This is a genomic window from Streptomyces sp. SS7, assembly GCF_037993025.1.
GTDB lineage: Bacteria > Actinomycetota > Actinomycetes > Streptomycetales > Streptomycetaceae > Streptomyces.
Genome location: NZ_CP141223.1, coordinates 8,985,421 through 9,003,444, shown reverse-complemented (window position 1 = coordinate 9,003,444; position 18,024 = coordinate 8,985,421). Strand labels below are relative to the sequence as shown.

16 protein-coding genes are annotated in these 18,024 nt (G+C 72.7%); 7 read left to right on the top strand and 9 right to left on the bottom strand.

Annotated elements, in window-relative coordinates:
• Positions 1–18: 18 nt before the first annotated feature.
• The gene (gene htpG / locus U5640_RS40575; protein ID WP_340384229.1) at positions 19–1,917 is read right to left on the bottom strand and encodes a molecular chaperone HtpG; all 1,899 of its coding nucleotides are present in this window, start codon (positions 1,915–1,917) and stop codon (positions 19–21) included.
• A 392-nt stretch (positions 1,918–2,309) separates the two neighbouring features.
• Between htpG and U5640_RS40570 the strand changes: the two genes are divergently transcribed.
• Positions 2,310–3,662, top strand: coding sequence for an MFS transporter (locus U5640_RS40570; protein ID WP_340384228.1), 1,353 nt, complete (start codon positions 2,310–2,312; stop codon positions 3,660–3,662).
• A 2-nt stretch (positions 3,663–3,664) separates the two neighbouring features.
• Here U5640_RS40570 and U5640_RS40565 read toward each other — a convergent pair whose 3' ends face one another.
• Positions 3,665–4,099 carry a MarR family transcriptional regulator gene (locus tag U5640_RS40565; protein ID WP_340384227.1) on the bottom strand — a complete coding sequence of 145 codons (435 nt, stop codon included), beginning with the start codon at positions 4,097–4,099 and terminating at the stop codon, positions 3,665–3,667.
• An 85-nt stretch (positions 4,100–4,184) separates the two neighbouring features.
• Between U5640_RS40565 and U5640_RS40560 the strand changes: the two genes are divergently transcribed.
• A complete protein-coding gene (locus U5640_RS40560) occupies positions 4,185–5,675 on the top strand; it encodes an MFS transporter (RefSeq protein ID WP_340384226.1) in 1,491 nt (496 codons plus the stop codon).
• Between the two features lie 71 nt (positions 5,676–5,746).
• The gene (locus tag U5640_RS40555; RefSeq protein ID WP_340384225.1) at positions 5,747–6,031 is read left to right on the top strand and encodes a DUF6332 family protein; all 285 of its coding nucleotides are present in this window, start codon (positions 5,747–5,749) and stop codon (positions 6,029–6,031) included.
• On the opposite strand, the gene U5640_RS40550 is transcribed toward U5640_RS40555, so the two are convergent.
• The 3 genes from U5640_RS40550 to U5640_RS40540 all read right to left on the bottom strand — a co-directional run bounded on the left by U5640_RS40550 (position 5,992) and on the right by U5640_RS40540 (position 8,920).
• Entirely contained in the window at positions 5,992–6,657 is a 666-nt protein-coding gene (locus U5640_RS40550; protein WP_340384224.1) for a response regulator transcription factor, read from the bottom strand. The genes U5640_RS40555 and U5640_RS40550 overlap by 40 nt on opposite strands.
• The gene (locus tag U5640_RS40545) at positions 6,654–7,952 is read right to left on the bottom strand and encodes a sensor histidine kinase (protein ID WP_340384223.1); all 1,299 of its coding nucleotides are present in this window, start codon (positions 7,950–7,952) and stop codon (positions 6,654–6,656) included. The genes U5640_RS40550 and U5640_RS40545 overlap by 4 nt, the downstream gene beginning before the upstream one ends.
• Positions 7,953–8,218: 266 nt before the next feature.
• Entirely contained in the window at positions 8,219–8,920 is a 702-nt protein-coding gene (locus U5640_RS40540) for a TetR/AcrR family transcriptional regulator (RefSeq protein ID WP_340384222.1), read from the bottom strand.
• A 148-nt stretch (positions 8,921–9,068) separates the two neighbouring features.
• On the opposite strand from U5640_RS40540, the gene U5640_RS40535 reads away from it, so the two are divergent.
• A complete protein-coding gene (locus tag U5640_RS40535; RefSeq protein ID WP_340384221.1) occupies positions 9,069–9,521 on the top strand; it encodes a nitroreductase family deazaflavin-dependent oxidoreductase in 453 nt (150 codons plus the stop codon).
• 18 nt (positions 9,522–9,539) lie between these two features.
• On the opposite strand, the gene U5640_RS40530 is transcribed toward U5640_RS40535, so the two are convergent.
• On the bottom strand, positions 9,540–10,790 hold the full coding sequence (locus U5640_RS40530; RefSeq protein WP_340384220.1) for a geranylgeranyl reductase family protein: 1,251 nt from the start codon (positions 10,788–10,790) through the stop codon (positions 9,540–9,542).
• Positions 10,791–10,991: 201 nt separating this feature from the next.
• Here U5640_RS40530 and U5640_RS40525 point away from each other — a divergent pair, with 201 nt between their 5' ends.
• Positions 10,992–12,347: a dipeptidase gene (locus tag U5640_RS40525; protein ID WP_340384219.1), complete on the top strand. Its 1,356-nt coding sequence runs from the start codon at positions 10,992–10,994 to the stop codon at positions 12,345–12,347.
• Positions 12,348–12,974: 627 nt separating this feature from the next.
• Here the strand turns inward: U5640_RS40525 and U5640_RS40520 are convergent.
• The 3 genes from U5640_RS40520 to U5640_RS40510 form a co-directional block, all read right to left on the bottom strand.
• Positions 12,975–14,018 carry an NUDIX domain-containing protein gene (locus tag U5640_RS40520; protein WP_340384218.1) on the bottom strand — a complete coding sequence of 348 codons (1,044 nt, stop codon included), beginning with the start codon at positions 14,016–14,018 and terminating at the stop codon, positions 12,975–12,977.
• Positions 14,019–14,175: 157 nt separating this feature from the next.
• The gene (locus U5640_RS40515) at positions 14,176–14,370 is read right to left on the bottom strand and encodes a hypothetical protein (RefSeq protein WP_067256906.1); all 195 of its coding nucleotides are present in this window, start codon (positions 14,368–14,370) and stop codon (positions 14,176–14,178) included.
• A 672-nt stretch (positions 14,371–15,042) separates the two neighbouring features.
• A complete protein-coding gene (locus U5640_RS40510; protein ID WP_340384217.1) occupies positions 15,043–15,987 on the bottom strand; it encodes an ROK family protein in 945 nt (314 codons plus the stop codon).
• A 238-nt stretch (positions 15,988–16,225) separates the two neighbouring features.
• Here U5640_RS40510 and U5640_RS40505 point away from each other — a divergent pair, with 238 nt between their 5' ends.
• Both U5640_RS40505 and U5640_RS40500 read left to right on the top strand, forming a co-directional pair.
• The gene (locus U5640_RS40505) at positions 16,226–17,263 is read left to right on the top strand and encodes a LacI family DNA-binding transcriptional regulator (protein ID WP_340384216.1); all 1,038 of its coding nucleotides are present in this window, start codon (positions 16,226–16,228) and stop codon (positions 17,261–17,263) included.
• Between the two features lie 16 nt (positions 17,264–17,279).
• On the top strand, positions 17,280–18,017 hold the full coding sequence (locus U5640_RS40500) for a hypothetical protein (RefSeq protein WP_340384215.1): 738 nt from the start codon (positions 17,280–17,282) through the stop codon (positions 18,015–18,017).
• Positions 18,018–18,024: the final 7 nt, after the last annotated feature.

Here is an 18,024-nt window from a genome sequence, read left to right as displayed (position 1 = left end):
GCGACGCCCGGCACGGTGCTAGAGCGCGCGCTCCAGCCGTTCCGCCACGAGCTTCACGAACCGGCCGGGATCCGTCGGGCGGCCGCCCTCGGCGAGCACCGCGAGGCCGTGCAGCAGTTCGGCGGTACCGGCGAGTTCGGAGCGGTCCTCGCGCTCCTGGTAGGCCTTGTTCAGGCCCTGCACCAGCTGGTGTCCCGGGTTGAGTTCGAGGATCCGCTGGGCCTTCGGCACCTCCTGGCCCATCGCGCGGTACATGTTCTCCAGCGCGGGGGTGAGGTCGCCGGTGTCGGAGACGAGACAGGACGGGGAGACGGTGAGGCGTGCGGACAGGCGCACCTCCTTGATGTCGTCGCCCAGTTGTTCCTTCATCCAGCCGAGGAGGGCGGCGTACTCCTCGCCCTGCTTCTCCCGCTCCTCGTCGGCCTGTTCGTCGCTGTCGCCGTCGAGGTCGACCTCGCCCTTGGCGACGGACTTGAGCCGCTTGCCCTCGAACTCGCCCACCACGTCGACCCAGACCTCGTCGACGGCGTCGGTGAGCAGCAGGACCTCGATGCCCTTGGCGCGGAACGCCTCCATGTGCGGGGAGTTCTCGACGCTCTCGCGGGACTCGCCGGTCAGGTAGTAGATGTCCTCCTGGCCGTCCTTCATCCGCTCCACGTACGCCGCGAGCGTGGTGAGCCCGTCCTCGGCGTGCGTGCTGGCGAACGACGCGGCGGCGAGCAGGGTGTCACGGTTGTCGGCGTCACTGAGCAGGCCCTCCTTGAGGACGGAGCCGAACTCCCGCCAGAACGTGGCGTACCGCTCCGGGGCGTTCTCCCGCATCTCCTTGACGGTGGACAGGAGCTTCTTGGTCAGCCGGCGCTGCATCATCCGGATGTGCCGGTCCTGCTGGAGGATCTCGCGGGAGACGTTCAGCGAGAGGTCCGCCGCGTCGACCACGCCCTTGACGAAACGCAGGTAGGGCGGCAGCAGCGCCTCGCAGTCGTCCATGATGAAGACGCGCTTGACGTACAGCTGCACGCCGCGCTTGTAGCCCTGGGTGTAGAGGTCGTGCGGTGCGTGCGAGGGCACGAACAGCAGGGCCTGGTACTCGAAGGTGCCCTCCGCCTGGAGCCTGATGGTCTCCAGCGGCTCGCGCCAGTCGTGGCTGATGTGCTTGTACAGCTCGTGGTACTCGTCGTCGGACACCTCCTCGCGCGAGCGCGCCCACAGCGCCTTCATCGAGTTGAGTGTCTCAGGCTCGGGCGTGGTGCCGTCCTCGTCCGGGCGCGGGACGGTGCGGATCGGCCAGGTGATGAAGTCCGAGTAGCGCTTGACGATGTCCTTGATCGTCCAGGCGGAGGTGTAATCGTGCAGCTTGTCCTCGTCGTCGGCCGGCTTGAGGTGCAGGGTGACCGAGGTGCCCTGCGGCGCGTCCTCGACGGTCTCGAGGGTGTACGTCCCCTCGCCGCGCGAGGACCAGCGGGTGCCGTGACTCTCCCCGGCGTGCCGGGTCACGAGGGTCATCTCGTCGGCCACCATGAACCCTGAGTAGAAGCCGACGCCGAACTGACCGATGAGCCCCTCCGCGCTGTCCGCGTCCTGCGCCTCGCGCAGTTCCTTGGCGAACTGCGCGGTGCCGGAGTGGGCGATGGTGCCGATGAGTTGGCCGACCTCGTCGTACGACATGCCGATCCCGTTGTCCCGCACGGTGAGCGTACGGGCCTCGGCGTCGGTGTCGATCTCGATGTGCAGGTCGGAGACGTCGGCGTCGAGCGCGTCGTCCCGCAGCTTGGCGAGGCGCAGCTTGTCCAGCGCGTCGGAGGCGTTGGAGACGAGCTCGCGCAGGAAGACGTCCTTGTTCGAGTAGACCGAGTGGATCATCAACTGGAGGAGCTGACGGGCCTCTACCTGGAACTCAAACGTTTCGGTCGTCATGGTTCGGGTGTACCTCACGGGTCGCAGGGGCTCCTGTAAAGGACGGGCGAGGGCCACTTTACAAAGAATGGATCACGCGGCGTCCCGAGTCGGCCGAGGGCCGCGACCGGCGCCCGCGGGCACGGCACACGAACGCGTCGGCGCCGCGGGGGGCGACGGACACCGCGCTGCCGGCACTGCGGGAGGGCACGGACCCGGATCCGTCCGCCCCGGCGAACGCACCCTCTTCGAACGGTCGGCAGGCGCCGGCCACTACGGCGCGCCCGCCCTCCAGCTGCGCGTCCTCGCCGTTCCGGCCCCGCCGCCGTGAACATCGCCACCTTGTCCGAAGCCTGGCGCACACCTAGCCTGAGTTTGTGCCGCAAATAAACAAAACCCGAACGCACAGCGTCGTGCCGGGTCTCACCCTCACTCGCCTCCGGATCGTCCTCACCGTCTTCTTCGCCCTCGACGGCTTCGTCTTCGCCGGCTGGGTCGTCCGCATCCCCGCCATCAAGGAACAGACCGACGCCACCGCCGGCACCCTCGGCCTGGCCCTGCTCGGCGTCTCCGCCGGGGCGGTGGTCACCATGACCCTGACCGGGCGCCTGTGCCGCCGCCACGGCAGCCATCCCGTCACGGTCGTGTGCGCCGTCCTGCTCTGCCTCGGCGTGATGCTGCCCCCGCTCGCCCACTCCGCCCTCACCCTCGGCCTCGTCCTCCTCGTGTTCGGCAGTGCGTACGGGGGCATCAACGTCGCCTTCAACAGCGCCGCCGTCGACCTGGTGACGGCCCTGCGCAGGCCGATCATGCCCACCTTCCACGCCGCGTTCAGCCTGGGCGGCATGCTGGGCGCGGGGCTCGGCGCGCTCGTCGCCGGGACGCTGTCGCCCACCGTCCACCTGGTCGGCCTGGGGCTCCTCGGCCTCGCCGTGACAGCCGTCGCCGGTCCGGCACTGCTGCGCCAGGCACCGGCCGCGGCCTCGGGGCCGTCGCCCACGATCATCACCGAGCCCGCCTCGCCGGGGCTTCCCCCGCAGGCGGGCTCAGCGGACCCCCCTGGCGGTCCGCGCGCACCGGCGGGTCCGTCCGCCGCGGCGGGGCGCGCGGCAGCCGTGGAGCCGACCGCCCCGACAACGCTGTCACCGCCCGCCGCCCGGACAGCGGCGACCGCACCCCTGGCGCCGGGGCCGCCCCGGCCTTCCCGCGAGTCGGCGACAGCCCCCCGCACCCGCCGACTGGTCCTCGTCTTCGGTCTGATCGCCCTGTGCACGGCGTACGGCGAGGGTGCCCTGGCCGACTGGGGCGCGCTGCATCTGCGGCAGGACCTGGGCAGCTCCGCCGGAGCCGCCGCGATCGGGTACTCGTGTTTCGCACTGGCCATGACCGTCGGCCGGCTGACCGGCACCACGCTCCTCGAACGGCTCGGCCGCACCCTCACCGTGGTGGCCGGCGGTTCCGTCGCGGCGGCCGGGATGCTGCTGGGCGCGCTCGCCCCCGCGCTCTGGGCGGCCCTGCTGGGCTATCTGATCGCGGGACTCGGTCTGGCCAACCTCTTTCCCGTGGCCGTCGAACGCGCGGGCGCCCTGGCCGGACCGAGCGGGGTGGCCACCGCCTCCACGCTCGGCTACGGCGGCATGCTCCTCGGGCCGCCCGCCATCGGCTTCCTGGCCGAGTGGCTCTCCCTGTCCGTCGCACTGACCAGCGTGGCCGCCCTCGCCGCGCTGGCCGCCCTGATCGGCTTCGCCACCCGCCGGGCGACCTGACGTCACCTGAAGCTGGTTCTCCAGGGCGTGTCCGACTGCGTCAGCATGCGGGTGAGCACTGCTCGCTGAGCGGGCAGGAGGTCGCCGTGCAGCGTCCGCCCCTTCCCCGTGAGCGCGACCCGGACGCCTCTGCGGTCCTCGGCGCACAGGCGGCGTTCGACCAGGCCGTCCCTCTCCAGCCGCGCGATCAGCCGGGACAGCGCGCTCTGGGTGAGGTGGACCCGCTCGGCGATCTCCTGGACGCGGTAGCTGCACGCGGCGTCCCCGACCGACTCGGCGAGGACGTCCAGGACTTCGAAGTCACTGGCGCACAGGCCGTGCCGGTGCAGCACCCGGTCGAGTTCGCACTGGGTGCGGGCATGCAGGGCGAGCATGTCCCGCCACTGCTCGACCAGCGCCCGCTCGGCTCTGTCCGCCTCGCCGCTCTTCGCCGCCATGGCCCGCACCGTAGCAGAGAAACGATTTTGTTGCACCAGAATTAAATGCGCTTGCATTCAATGCGTGCGCATGTACTGTCGTCCCATGACCTCTCCGCTCACCTCACCCGTCCCCGGCGTGCCCGAGGGACGCTGGACCTCCCGGCTGTGGGGCACCCTGCTGGTGCTCTGCGCCGCGATGTTCCTGGACGCGCTCGATGTGTCGATGGTCGGCGTCGCCCTGCCGTCCATAGGCTCCGACCTGGGCCTCTCCACCTCGACGCTGCAATGGGTCGTCAGCGGCTACATCCTCGGCTACGGCGGACTGCTGCTCCTGGGCGGCCGGACCGCCGACCTGCTGGGCCGGCGTCAGGTCTTCCTGGTCGCCCTCGGTGTCTTCGCGCTCGCCTCGCTGCTGGGCGGGCTCGTCGACTCGGGGCCGCTGCTGATCGCCAGCCGTTTCATCAAGGGCCTGAGCGCGGCGTTCACCGCGCCGGCCGGCCTGTCGATCATCACGACCACGTTCCCGGAGGGGCCGCTGCGCAACCGGGCCCTGTCCATCTACACCACCTGCGCCGCCACCGGCTTCTCCATGGGGCTGGTCCTCTCCGGCCTGCTCACGGAGGCCAGTTGGCGTCTGACCATGCTGCTGCCCGCGCCGATCGCCCTGATCGCGCTGTTCGCGGGGATGCGGCTGCTGCCGCGCAGCGAGCGCGAACGGGAGCACAACGGCTACGACGTCCCCGGCGCCGTCCTCGGCACCCTGTCGATGCTGCTGCTGGTGTTCACGGTCGTCCAGGCACCGGAGGCGGGCTGGACATCCGCGCGAACACTGCTCTCGTTCCTCGCGGTCGCGGTGCTGCTGACGGTGTTCGTGCGGGTCGAGCAGCGCTCCGCCGGGCCGCTCATCCGGCTCGGTGTCCTGCGCTCGGGCAACCAGATCCGCGCCCAGCTCGGCGCGATGGCCTTCTTCGGTTCGTACGTGGGCTTCCAGTTCCTGGCCACGCTCTACCTGCAGTCGCTGCTCGGCTGGTCGGCCCTGCACACGGCACTCGCGTTCCTGCCGGCGGGTGCGCTGGTGGCGGTGTCCTCGACCAGGGTCGGCGCGATCGTGGACCGGTTCGGCACCCCGCGGCTGATCGCGGCCGGCTTCGCCCTGATGGTCGCCGGGTACGCGCTGTTCCTGCGTGTCGACCTCGACCCGGTGTACGCGACCGTGATCCTGCCCACCATGCTGCTGATCGGCGCGGCCTGCGCGCTGGTCTTCCCCTCGCTCAACATCCAGGCGACCAACGGCGTGGCGGACCGTGAGCAGGGCATGGTGTCCGGTCTGCTCAACACGTCCGTGCAGGTCGGCGGTGCGATCTTCCTCGCCGTGGTGACGGCGGTGGTGACCGCGGGGGCCCCGGCCGAGCCGACCCCGCAGGCCGTCCTGGACAGCTACCGCCCCGGCCTCGCGGTGGTGACGGCGATCGCCGCCGCGGGTCTGCTCATCACCCTTCCCGGGCTGCGCACCCGCCACGCCCGCGGCTCGGTCGTCGTCGCGGGCTCCACGCCGGAGACGTCGCGGCCGGACCGCGTACCGGTCGGCGACTGAGGGATTCCCTTTCAACGGTGCGCCCGGCGGGGGTGTTGCCCGGCCGGGCGCCGAGCGGTGAGAATCGCGGGATGAGCGGTCACGGGGGACGGCGGAGCCGGGTCGAGCGCGACGCGATCACCGTGGAGATCGGATACGCCTTGTTCAGCGCGGCGTTCGCGGCCGCGGTCGTCTTCGGCGCGGTCGCCGGTCCGGTGCTGGTGTTCGAACTGCCGGACGTCGTCGCCCGGTTGCTGCCGCGCGCGGCGCTGGCTCCCGCCGCCGCGGTGTTCGTGGTCCGTGTGGTGAGCGTGCTGTGGCGCTTCCCCCGGGCGGCTCAGCCCAGCCAGCCCGGTCGTACCAGGCCCGACTCGTAGGCCAGCACGACCAGTTGGGCACGGTCCCGGACACCCAGTTTCACCATGGTACGGCTGACGTGGGTCTTGGCGGTGAGGGGGCTGACGACCAGGCGGCGGGCGATCTCCTCGTTGGACAGGCCGATGCCGACCAGCGTCATCACCTCCCGCTCGCGTTCCGTGAGCCGGCCCAGCTCCTCCGCCGCGGCGGGCTCCTTGGAGCGGGCGGCGAACTCGGCGATGAGCCGGCGCGTCACACCGGGCGAGAGCAGCGCGTCACCGGCCACCACCGCCCTGACAGCCCGCAGGAGTTCCTCGGGTTCGGTGTCCTTGACCAGAAAGCCGGAGGCCCCCGAGCGGATCGCCTCGAAGACGTACTCGTCGAGTTCGAACGTGGTCAGCATGACCACCCTCACCCCGGCGAGCGTCTCGTCCCCGGTGATGCGGCGGGTGGCCACGAGGCCGTCCAGCCGGGGCATGCGGATGTCCATCAGGACCACGTCCGGGTGGAGTTCACCGACCGCGCGCACGGCCTCCTCGCCGTCCGCCGCCTCGGCGCACACCTCGATGTCCGGCTGCGCGTCGAGCAGCGCCCGGAACCCCGCCCGGACCAGGGACTGGTCGTCGGCGAGCAGTACGCGGATCACCGGCTCTCCCCACCCTCCGCCGCGGTCGGCCGCGCCGTCGCCCGCACCGGCAGGACGGCGAGCACACGGAAGCCGCCGTCGGCGCGCGACCCCGCCTCGATCGTGCCACCCAGCGCCGCGGCACGCTCCCGCATCCCGGCGAGACCCTTGCCGCTGCCGCCCGCGTCCGCGCCGGCCGACGGCCCGTCGTCGTCGATACGCAGCCGTAGCGTCGTACCGTCCTCGTCGAGCCGTACGCGCGCGTGCCGTGAACCCGAGTGGCGCACGACGTTGGTGAGGGCCTCCTGGAGGATGCGGAACGCGGCGAGGTCCGTGCCGGGTGGCAGCCTGGGCGGCTTGCCCGTCACCTCGACGGTGAGCCCGGCGTGTGCCGCCTGCTCGACCAGCTCGGGGAGCCGGTCCAGGCCGGGCGCCGGGGCGCGCGGCGCGTCTCCCGGTGCGCGGAGGGTGTCGAGCACCTGGCGCACCTCGCCGAGCGCCTCCTTGCTGGCGGACTTGATGGTGGTGAGCGCCGTACGCGCCTGATCGGGATCGGCGTCGAGGAGTGCCAGACCGACCCCCGCCTGGACGTTGATGACGGACAGGCTGTGCGCGAGGACGTCATGCAGTTCGCGGGCGATCCGCAGCCGCTCCTCGTCGGCGCGGCGCCGTGCGGCCTGCGCACGCTCGGCCCGATCCCGTGACCACTGCTCGCGCCGGGCCCGCGCCAGTTCCGCGACCGCCACGATCGCGACCACCCAGCCGGTGACCACGATCTCCTGCCCGAGGGACGCCGACCGGTCCCCGGACGGCGGCAGCCACCGGTACAGCCAGTACGCGACCAGCAGATGTACGACGCACAGCAGGCCGAGCGCGGTCCACGCGGCGCGCCGGTGCCCGGCGACCACGGCGGCGAAACAGGCCACGGCCACCGTGAAGAACACCGGGCCGTACGGATAGCCCGCCCCCAGATAGAGCGCGACCACGACCGCCGTGCCGAACACGACGGCCACCGGATGCCGTCGCCGCCACAGCAGGAGTGCGCAGGCTGCGAGCAGCAGGACACGGGCGAAGAGGTCCAGTCCGGCGCGCTCGCCCTGCTGCACATGGGCGGCGAAGGCCGAACCGGCGAGGACGAAGGCGGTCAGCAGCAGCGTGGACCACCACGGCCGACGCTCGTCACCGTCACCGTCACCGTCACCGTCGCCGTCGCCGTCACCTTGAGCGCCTTCCTGCGGCCATGGGCGCGGCCGGAGCCGCCCGTACCGCCGCCACCGCCCCGGCGCGCCGCCCCCGCGCTCCTGCTCTGCGTCCATGTCGGCCACGCTAGACGTCCGGAGCCGGGGCGGACGTCCGCCGGGCGAGGTGATCAGCCGTACTCCCCTGGAAGTACGCCGCTGCCGCTCCCCGCGCACACGGCCCGCTCGGTGGACCGTGAACGCCTCCGCGTTGCCTGCCGTCACGGACAGCACCCGGACCGTCTCGGTGCACTGCTCGCCCGTCAACCGGCGAGGAGGGTGGCGCGGGGTCCCGCAGAGTGAGCCGCGTCGGCACCTCGTCCAGGGTGGGACCCGCGGGCGGGTCAGTGCACCTGGCGCAGGCCCACGCCGTGGGCCAGCCGGGTCACCGCGTGCCGGAAGAACGGCTCGCGCTCCTCCACGATCCGGTTGAACTGGCCGAACAGCTCGAAGCCGACCAGTCCGAACAGCTGCGCCCAGGCCGCGACCAGCGCCGCGACCGCTCCCGGGGGCAGGTCGGGGGCGAAGTCGCCCGCCATGCGCACAGCTTCCGGAACAAGCTCGTCGGTGAGCAGCGGCACCTCCAGGACCTGCGACCGGTGCGCGTCCCGGACGATACCGATGAGGAGGAGCCCGACCCGGGACGCGGCCGGCACCGTCGCCTGCGGCGCGCTGTATCCCGGGACGGGCGTGCCGTAGATCAGCGCGTACTCGTGCGGATGCGACTGTGCCCAGGCGCGCACCGCCTCGCACACCGCCACCCAGCGCCGTACCGGATCCGCCCCGGCGACAGCCGCGTGCGCAACCTCCGCACGCTCGCCGAGGGAGTCGTACGCGTCGATGATGAGTGCGGTGAGCAGGTCGTCACGGCTCGGGAAGTACCGGTACAGCGCGGAGGACACCATGCCCAGCTCACGCGCCACCGCCCGCAGCGAGAGCTTGGCGGCGCCCTCGGCGGCCAGCTGTCTGCGCGCCTCCTCCTTGATGGCGGCGGTGACTTCGATCCGGGCGCGGGCGCGGGCCCCCTGGGCGGCATTGGTGCTCATGTCCTCAGTCTCCCACGCGATCAGATCAGTGCACACATTCGAGAGCGGCGCAAAAATTCGAGAGCACTGCTCTTGCATTGCATCGCCGACCTCCGGCACACTCGAAGCAAGCGAGAGCACCGCTCTCTCAAACTGACTGGGGTCACCGATGTCGTCGCAGCCGTACTACCTCAAGGGCAGCCCGATCAACGTCCGCTTCAACGGCGTCATCGGCTGGCTGGCCCGGCACGGGCTGAGCCTCATGGGCTCGGCGGAGATGTCGGTGCGGGGCCGCAAGAGCGGGCAGATGCAGCGCATCCCCGTCAACCCGCACACGTACGAGGGTGCGCAGTTCCTGGTCTCGGCGCGCGGGCACTCCCAGTGGGTGCGCAACATGCGGGCGGCCGGCGGCGGGGAGCTGCGGGTGGGACGCAAGGTGCGCTCGTTCACCGCGGTGGAGGTCCCCGACGAGGAGAAGCCCGCGATCCTGCGGACCTATCTGGAGAAGTGGGGCTGGGAGGTCAACCAGTACTTCAACGGGGTCACGGCGAAGTCCACCGACGCGGAGATCGCGGCGGCGGCCCCCGACCACCCGGTGTTCCGGATCACGGTCGAGGGCTGACCGACGCGCGCCCCCGGCTCAGGCCTCCTCGGGCTCCTCGGCCGGTGTCGCGGCCGGCTCCTGCCTGCGGTCCATCAGGGTCAGCGCGCGCTGGGCCATCGGATGCGAACGGACCAGCTCACCGAGGGTCGTACGGCCCCGGGTGATGTCGGCGAAGGCCCGCCAGGCGGGGCGGAAGCCGGTGAGGGCCGCGTGGAAAAGGCCGGGGCGGCGCTCGAAGGCCGCCAGCATGCGCTTGCCGACCGCCATCTCCACACCGAGGCCCGCCTTGATCGCGAACGCGTAGTTCAGCGCCTGACGGCGGGTGTCCACCGCGTCGTGCGCCTCCGCGATGCGTACCGCCCACTCGCCCGCGAGACGGCCCGAGCGCAGGGCGAAGGAGATGCCCTCACGGGTCCACGGCTCCAGCAGGCCCGCCGCGTCCCCGCAGACCAGCACGCGTCCCCGGGAGAGCGGCGAGTCGTCGGCGCGGCAGCGGGTGAGGTGGCCGGAGGAGATGCTCGGCTCGAAGCCGGCCAGGCCCAGCCGCCCGATGAAGTCCTCCAGATACCGCTTGGTGGCGGCGCCCTCGCCGCGCGCGGAGATCACACCGACTGTCAGCGTGTCGTCCTTGGGGAAGACCCAGCCGTAGCTGCCGGGCATCGGGCCCCAGTCGATGAGGACGCGGCCCCTCCAGTCCTCGGCGACCGTGTCGGGCACCGGGATCTCCGCCTCCAGGCCGAGGTCCACCTGGTCGAGTTTCACCCCGACGTGCGCCCCTATGCGGCTGGCGCTGCCGTCCGCGCCCACCACCGCGCGTGCCAGCACGGTCTCGCCGCCCTGGAGGACGACCGCGACCGTGCGCCGGTCGGGGACCGCCGAGCCGTGCTGCTCGACGCGGGTGACCGTGACGCCCGTCCGCAGTTCGGCGCCCGCCTTCTGTGCGTGCTCGACCAGCTGCTGGTCGAACTCGGGCCGGTTGATCAGCCCGAACAGCATCTGCCGCGAGCGGCGCGTACGGGTGAAGCGCCCGTTGTTGGAGAAGGTCACCGCGTGCACCCGGTCCCGGAAGGGCAGGTCGAATCCGGGTGGCAGCGCATCCCGCGAAGGGCCGATGATGCCGCCGCCGCACGTCTTGTAGCGGGGCAGCTCCGCCTTCTCCAGCAACAGGACACGCCGTCCCGTGACCGCCGCCGCGTACGCGGCCGAAGCCCCCGCAGGTCCCGCGCCCACCACGACGACGTCCCACACCTGCCGCACGTCGTCCGCCGAAGAGTTCTCGCTGCTCACGATGGTCTACTGCTCCCGATCAAGCCGCCTGCCGCACCTGTCCCCCGCATCCTACGGCGGAGATCGTCGCGGCCCGATGACAGTCCGCTGTGGAAGGATCGGCGAGGTGCGCGACCCCATCCCGGCAGCGCGTACGCTCGCACGGTCCCCGAACGGACCAGTGCCACCCTGTACAACGTCGCACCCACAAGGAGCGTGCCCATGTCGTCGAATCCCGTCGCCGAGACCGTCGCCTCGCTGATGCCCAGGGCGAAGGCGGAGCTCACCGAACTGGTGGCCTTCAAGTCGGTGGCGGACTTCGACCAGTTCCCGCGCAGCGAGAGCGAGGCCGCCGCGAGCTGGATCACGACCGCGCTGGAGGCCGAGGGCTTCGAGGACGTGGCCGTGCTCGACACGCCGGACGGCACGCAGTCGGTGTACGGCCGGCTGGCGGGCCCCGAGGGCGCGAGGACGGTGCTGCTCTACGCGCACTACGACGTGCAGCCGCCGCTGGACGAGGCGGGCTGGACCACTCCGCCGTTCGAGCTGACCGAGCGCGAGGGCCGCTGGTACGGCCGCGGTGCCGCCGACTGCAAGGGCGGCCTCGTCATGCACCTGCTCGCGCTGCGCGCCCTGAAGGCGAACGGCGGGGTCCCGGTGCACGTGAAGGTGATCGTGGAGGGCTCGGAGGAGCAGGGCACCGGCGGTCTGGAGCGGTACGCCGAGCAGCACCCGGAGCTGCTGGCCGCCGACGCCGTCGTGATCGGCGACTCGGGCAACTTCCGGGTCGGCCTGCCCACGGCCACCTCCACCCTGCGCGGGATGACGATGCTGCGCGTGAAGATCGACACACTCGAGGGGAACCTGCACTCGGGCCAGTTCGGCGGAGCGGCCCCCGACGCGCTGGGCGCCCTGATCCGCGTACTGGACTCGCTGCGGGCCGAGGACGGCTCGACGACGGTCGACGGGCTGACCGGTGACGCGCACTGGCCGGGACTGCAGTACGAGGAGGAGCAGTTCCGCCAGGACGCCAAGGTGCTGGAAGGCGTCGAGCTGATCGGCTCCGGCACGGTCGCGGACCGCATCTGGGCCCGGCCGGCCGTCACCGTCCTCGGCATCGACTGCCCGCCGGTGGTCGGCGCCACCCCGTCCGTGCAGGCGAGCGCCCGTGCGCTGATCAGCCTGCGGGTGCCGCCGGGCGTCGACGCGGCCGAGGCGACGAAGCTGCTGCAGGCGCACCTGGAGGCGCACACGCCGTGGGGTGCGCGGGTGAGCACCGAGCAGATCGGCCAGGGCCAGCCGTTCAGCGCCGACACCACCAGCCCGGCATACGCGGCGATGGCCGACGCGATGGCCGTCGCCTACCCGGGCCAGGAGATGCAGTACGCCGGCCAGGGCGGCTCCATCCCGCTGTGCAACACCCTCGCGGCCCTGTACCCGGCCGCGGAGATCCTCCTGATCGGGCTGAGCGAGCCGGAGGCCCAGATCCACGCGGTCAACGAGAGCGTGTCACCGGAGGAGCTGGAGCGGCTGTCCGTGGCGGAAGCACTGTTCCTGCGGAACTACGCGGCCGGATGAGCGGACAAGTGCCGCCGGGCTGACGGCGGATGGGGCCGTGCTGACCGGCCGGATCGTCGCCCACCACGCCGTCGCCGCGGCCGGGGAACGCCTGGACGACGGTGCTGCGGCCCAAGCGCGGCAGTCCACGGCCGATCCGTTAGCTGATGACGACCCGCTGGGCGCTGTCCGGGCGGTTCGCCGGCTTCCCGCTGCTGCACCACTGGCGGGTGCTGCCCGACGAACCGCGCCCGCTGCCGCCCGAACTGGCCGACGTGGCGCGGACGGTGTGGTACTGGGGCGGCGGCCGGGGAGTGCGCGAAACGGCTGGAGGGGCGGCCGGCACGCTGTTCCTGGAGTACGTCCCGGACACCCTCCACGACTGGCCGGGCGCGCGGTTGCGCACGCCGGACGCGGCGGCGGGCACGGCGGCGGACGCGGCGTGCCGCTGGTGGCCCGGGAGAGGGAACAGCAGATGCAGGCGCCGGTCCGCAGGGGATGGGGCCGGAGGGGATCCCGGGGCGCGGCCGCGCCGCCACGCCCCGGTCGCCGTGGTGATGGAGGAGTTCCGGCGCCGGCTGGTGGAGGAGAGCCGCGCGACTCCGTTCCCGGCGCGGGGCGTGCGGCGTGCGCTCGGCAGAGGTGCGCTCAGCCGACCGGAACCCCGGCCTCCAGGTACAGGGCTGCGCCGCGCTCCCGCGCCCTCAGCGCCCAGCGCAGCCGCTCGTAGCGGACCGGCGGCAGGAGATCGGCGGCCTCCGCCTCGGTGACGAAGCGCCAGCCGCGCAGTTCGGGGCCGGGCAGCAGCAGCCCCTCGGCGGCCGCCGTGTCGAGGCGGCCGCCGTCGAAGAGGAGGCGCAGTCCGCCGTAGGCGGGGGGTGCGGGCCGTTCCCAGTCGACGACGAGCAGCCGGGGTACGTCCTCCAGGTGGACGCCGGTCTCCTCCTCGACCTCGCGCATCCCGGCGCGGGCGGGTGCCTCGCCGGGTTCCACGACCCCGCCGGGGAATTCCCAGCCCGGTTTGTAGGTCGGGTCGACGAGCAGCACCCGGTCGTGCTCGTCGAAGAGCAGCACTCCGGAGGCGAGGGTCTCGCCGGTGGGTTCGGGGGTCTGGACGATGTCGCAGGCGGGCACAGCGCCGGTGCCTACCGCATCGGCTATGCGGACGGCGGTCTCGTACGGGGTGAGGTGGCTGGTGTCGACGAGGTGGGCATCGGCCGTGAGCCAGGAGGCGAGGGCGGCGCGGTAGGGCTCGATGTGGTCGTAGGACCACTGGCGGACGCGGATCTCGCCGTCGGGGAGGTCGGGCGGGACCTCGCGACCGGCTATGCGCCCGCGCAGGATCGTTTCCGCCGGGGCGAGGAGCACGTGGTGGACCGGTATCCGGCGGGCGGCGAGAGCGCCGAAGATCTCGTCGCGGTACTCCTGGCGCAGCAAGGTCATGGGGACGACCAGGGTGCCGCCGACCTCGGAGAGAAGGGCGGCCGCGGTGTCGATCACCAGCCGGCGCCAGATCCGCAGGTCCTGGTGGTCGCCGACCTCCGCGAGGCGTTTGGGCGGCAGCAGGTGCGGGAGTGCTCCGCCGATCACCTCGGGGTCGAAGAGCGTGCTATTCGGGATCAGGTCGATCAGTTCCCGTGCGGTGGTGGTCTTGCCCGCACCGAACGCGCCGTTGATCCAAACGACGGTCACATTTCCCCCTCTTCTGGTGGCCCCCTGTGGCTTGCCCGCTCCACCCTGCCATGGAAACCACCTCCGCGAAGAGGGCGCACGAAGGCCGTGGCACCGGTGCTCCCGCGAAGGGGGCACCGGTGCCACGGCCGATGCGTCCTGCGTGCCGCGTCCGCCGTCAGTCGGTCTGGCCCAGGGCGTTGTCGTCGATCGCCAGGCTCTCGCTGGCGATGGTGTGGTCGAGGCTGCCGACGGTGTCACGGACGTTCAGGTCGTCGAGGTCGTCGGCGCCCAGGCCGTGGGAGGGGGTGATGGCCGCGACGACGAACCCGGTGGCGAGGGAGGCGATGGCGAGCATGCTGCGCTTCTTCATGCCCACTCCAACGGCAGGGCGCCACAGAGGTCACGCCCCGCCCAGGCCCACCGCCCGAACCGGGGCCCGTATGGCCGACCGGCTCGGTACCCTGCTCCGCACGGACCCGCAGGGGCCCAAGCCCGAAGTCCCCACAGACTTGGCGGGTCCCAAACCCGGAGTCCCCGGGCCCACAGGACCTCAAGCCCGAAATGCGCACAGACCCGCCGGCCCCAGCCCTGGTGCGCCCCAACCCGCTGGGCCCGACGCCGAAGTCCCCACACCCGCCGGGCCCCTGAGCCCGAAGTCCCGGGCCCACCCAACCCGCCGGACCCGGCGGGCCGGACCCCCCCGGACCCGCCGCACCCACCTGCCCCACGGAACCGCCTCCACGTCCCACGGAGCTGGAGTCACAGGCCACGGGAGAGCCGCACCCCAGCGCCCGAGGGCCCGGCGCCCATCGCCCGGCGTCGAGGCTCGGCACCGCTCTCAGCCCGGAGCCCCGCTCTTCCAGGCCAGCGCCCAGCACCCAGCGCCCGGCGGAACTCGCTGAGCGCCCAGCGCCCAGCGCCCGACGGACCCCGCTGAGCGCCGAGCGCAGGGCGGAGCGCCGTGCTCACGGGAGGGCGGTGCGCCCAGAGCCGAGCAGTGCCCTCAGGGCAGGGCACCGCTCGCCGTCGCCGCGCGCGTGCCTCACACCCGTACCGCCCCCGCCTTCGCCAGTGCCGCCGCGGCCGCTCCGACGAGTCCGGCGTCCGTTCCCATCTGGGCCGGGACGACCTGCAGGCGCTGGACGAAGGAGAGCGTGGCGTAGCCGGCGAGGGACCGGCGCAGGGGGGTGAAGAGGATGTCGCCGGCCTTGCCCACTCCTCCGCCGATCACCGCGATGTCGATCTCGACGAGGGTGGCGGTGGCCGCGATGCCGGCGGCGAGGGCCTGGGCGGCGCGGTCGAAGGAGGCGACGGCCACCGGGTCGCCCGCGCGGGCCGCGGCGGCCACGGCGGCCGCGGAGGTGTCGCCGTCGGGGCCGGGAAGCCAGCCGTTCGCCAGGGCGCGCCGGGCGATGTTGGGCCCGCTGGCGATGCGTTCCACGCAGCCGCGCGCCCCGCACGGGCAGGGATCGCCGTCGAGGTCGACGCTGATGTGGCCGATGTGACCGGCGTTGCCGGTGGGGCCCGGGTGCAGGCGCCCGCCGAGGACGAGGCCGCCGCCCACGCCGGTGGAGACCACCATGCACAGGGCGTTGTCGTGGCCGCGGGCGGCACCCTGCCAGTGCTCGGCCGCCGTGATGGCCACGCCGTCGCCGATCAGCTCGACGGGGAGGTTGCCGGTCGCGGCCCGGACGCGGTCGACGAGCGGGTAGTCGCGCCAGCCGGGCACGTTCACCGGGCTGACCGTGCCGGCGGAGGCGTCCACCGGGCCGGCGCTGCCGATGCCGACGGCGTACACGCGGGGCCACAGCGGGGAGGCGGTCAGCTCCTTCAGCACCTCCTCGACGGCCGCCATCACGGTGTCGCCGTCCTCCTGCGCTGGTGTGGGCCGCTGTGCGCGGACCAGGATCGTGCCGTCGCCGTCCACCAGGGCTCCGGCGATCTTGGTGCCGCCCATGTCGAGCGCGGCCACGAGGTCGGTCTGCATCAAAGTCTCGGTTCTCCCCGTCAACCTTGGAAAAGGGGCCGGCCGGCCTGTGGTGGGGGACGTGGGCCGGAGTTTGTCGCTGGACAGTCTCTCCCGCATCTGACAACGTTGTCCAGGCTCTATGCTCGACGCCACACCCTCATCCGCACCCAGGGACCCGTCCATCCCGTCGGCACCGTCTTCGCGGCCGCCGCCGTGACCGGCCGTCCCGTGGACGACAGGAACAGGACTCCGCATCGTGCCCGAGACGCCGCGCCGCCCCGACAGCCGTTACGGCAACCGTCCCACGATGAAGGATGTCGCGGCCCGCGCCGGCGTCGGCCTCAAGACGGTCTCCCGGGTGGTCAACGGCGAGCCGGGGGTCACCCCCGAGACCGAACGCCGGGTCCAGGAGGCCATCGACGCGCTGGGGTTCCGCCGCAACGACAGCGCGCGGGTGCTGCGCAAGGGGCGTACCGCGAGCATCGGTCTGGTCCTGGAGGATCTGGCGGACCCGTTCTACGGCCCGCTCAGCCGGGCGGTGGAGGAGGTGGCCCGGGCCCACGGGGCGCTGCTGATCAACGGTTCCAGTGCCGAGGACCCGGACCGTGAGCAGGAGCTGGCGCTGGCGCTGTGCGCGCGGCGGGTGGACGGGCTCGTGGTGATCCCGGCCGGCGACGACCACCGGTATCTGGAGCCGGAGGTCAAGGCGGGCGTGGCGACGGTGTTCGTGGACCGGCCGGCGGGGCACATGGACGCCGACTGCGTGCTGTCGGACAACTTCGGCGGGGCCCGCGAGGGCGTGGCCCATCTCATCGCGCACGGACACCGGCGGATCGGCTTCATCGGCGACATGCCGCGCATCCACACCGCCGCGGAGCGGCTGCGCGGCTACCGGACGGCGATGGAGGACGCGGGGATAGAGGTCGCGGACGCCTGGGTCTCGCTGGGCACCACCGACCCGGAGCGGGTGCGCCGGGCTGCCGAGGAGATGCTGTCGGGTCCGGAGCCGGTCACGGCGGTCTTCTCGGGGAACAACCGGGTGACGGTCACCGTGATCCGGGTTCTCGCGGAGCGGGCCCGCCGGGTGGCGTTGGTGGCCTTCGACGATCTGGAGCTGGCCGATCTGCTGGAGCCGGGGGTGACCGTGGTCGCGCAGGACGCGGCGGCGCTCGGCCGGACCGCCGCGGAGCGGTTGTTCCGGCAGTTGGAGGGCACGCTCGTGGTGCCGGAGCGCATCGAGCTGCCCACCCGGCTGATCGCGCGCGGTTCGGGTGAGCTGCCGCCCGCGGACTGAGGCAGACTGGGCACGGATGGACGAACGCCGGGAACACCGCTCGCTGGAGGAGCTGGGGCTGGGTCGTGCGCCGTGCGACCATCCGCTCGGCTATCCGGGTGTGTGGCCGGCCGGGTCGGGTCTGCTCGCCGGTGATCTGCTGCTGCCCCTGGACCGCCTCACGCATCCCGGCCGCAGCCCGGTCCTGGCCGTCGGCTCCAACGCCTCCCCGGGGCAACTGCGGCACAAGATGGCGGTGTTGGGGATCACCTCGCCGATCCCGATGGTGCGGACCCGGGTGAGCGGTGTCGGGGTGGGGGTCTCGGCGCACGTCAGCCGGCTGGGGTACATGTCCGCCTCTCCCGTCGACTCCCCCGGTGCGGCACGGGAGTTGTTCGTGATCTGGCTGGACGACGAGCAGCTCGCCGCCGTCGACGCGACCGAGCCGAACTACGACCGGGTCGTCCTGCCCGTGCCCCGGTTCAGGGTCGGGCTGGAGAGCGGCGAGACGCTGGACGAGGTGTTCTCGTACGTCAATCGCCACGGCGTCCTGCACAACGGCCGCGGCGCTCCGCGCAGTCACCCCGGCCAGCGTCCGCTCATCACCGAACTCCTCGACGCGTCACCGGCGTTGCGGCGGCTGTTCGGGACGACGCCGGAGGAGTTCGTGGCCCGCGCCCGGTCGGACGCGGCGCTCTGCGAGCGCGGCACGCGCCTGCTCGCCGAGGAGCGCCGGGTGACGCGCTCCGGGCTGGAACATCTGCGCACGGCCTGAAAGGCGG

What these genes read in the sequence shown, in the direction of transcription:
- U5640_RS40525 (WP_340384219.1), top strand. Translation starts at nt 10,992, where the DNA reads ATGTCGTCGAATCCCGTCGCCGAGACCGTCGCCTCGCTGATGCCCAGG.
- U5640_RS40540 (WP_340384222.1), bottom strand. Translation starts at nt 8,920, where the DNA reads ATGAGCACCAATGCCGCCCAGGGGGCCCGCGCCCGCGCCCGGATCGAA.
- htpG (WP_340384229.1), bottom strand. Translation starts at nt 1,917, where the DNA reads ATGACGACCGAAACGTTTGAGTTCCAGGTAGAGGCCCGTCAGCTCCTC.
- U5640_RS40510 (WP_340384217.1), bottom strand. Translation starts at nt 15,987, where the DNA reads ATGCAGACCGACCTCGTGGCCGCGCTCGACATGGGCGGCACCAAGATC.
- U5640_RS40565 (WP_340384227.1), bottom strand. Translation starts at nt 4,099, where the DNA reads ATGGCGGCGAAGAGCGGCGAGGCGGACAGAGCCGAGCGGGCGCTGGTC.
- U5640_RS40535 (WP_340384221.1), top strand. Translation starts at nt 9,069, where the DNA reads ATGTCGTCGCAGCCGTACTACCTCAAGGGCAGCCCGATCAACGTCCGC.
- U5640_RS40545 (WP_340384223.1), bottom strand. Translation starts at nt 7,952, where the DNA reads ATGGACGCAGAGCAGGAGCGCGGGGGCGGCGCGCCGGGGCGGTGGCGG.
- U5640_RS40555 (WP_340384225.1), top strand. Translation starts at nt 5,747, where the DNA reads ATGAGCGGTCACGGGGGACGGCGGAGCCGGGTCGAGCGCGACGCGATC.
- U5640_RS40560 (WP_340384226.1), top strand. Translation starts at nt 4,185, where the DNA reads ATGACCTCTCCGCTCACCTCACCCGTCCCCGGCGTGCCCGAGGGACGC.
- U5640_RS40500 (WP_340384215.1), top strand. Translation starts at nt 17,280, where the DNA reads ATGGACGAACGCCGGGAACACCGCTCGCTGGAGGAGCTGGGGCTGGGT.
- U5640_RS40515 (WP_067256906.1), bottom strand. Translation starts at nt 14,370, where the DNA reads ATGAAGAAGCGCAGCATGCTCGCCATCGCCTCCCTCGCCACCGGGTTC.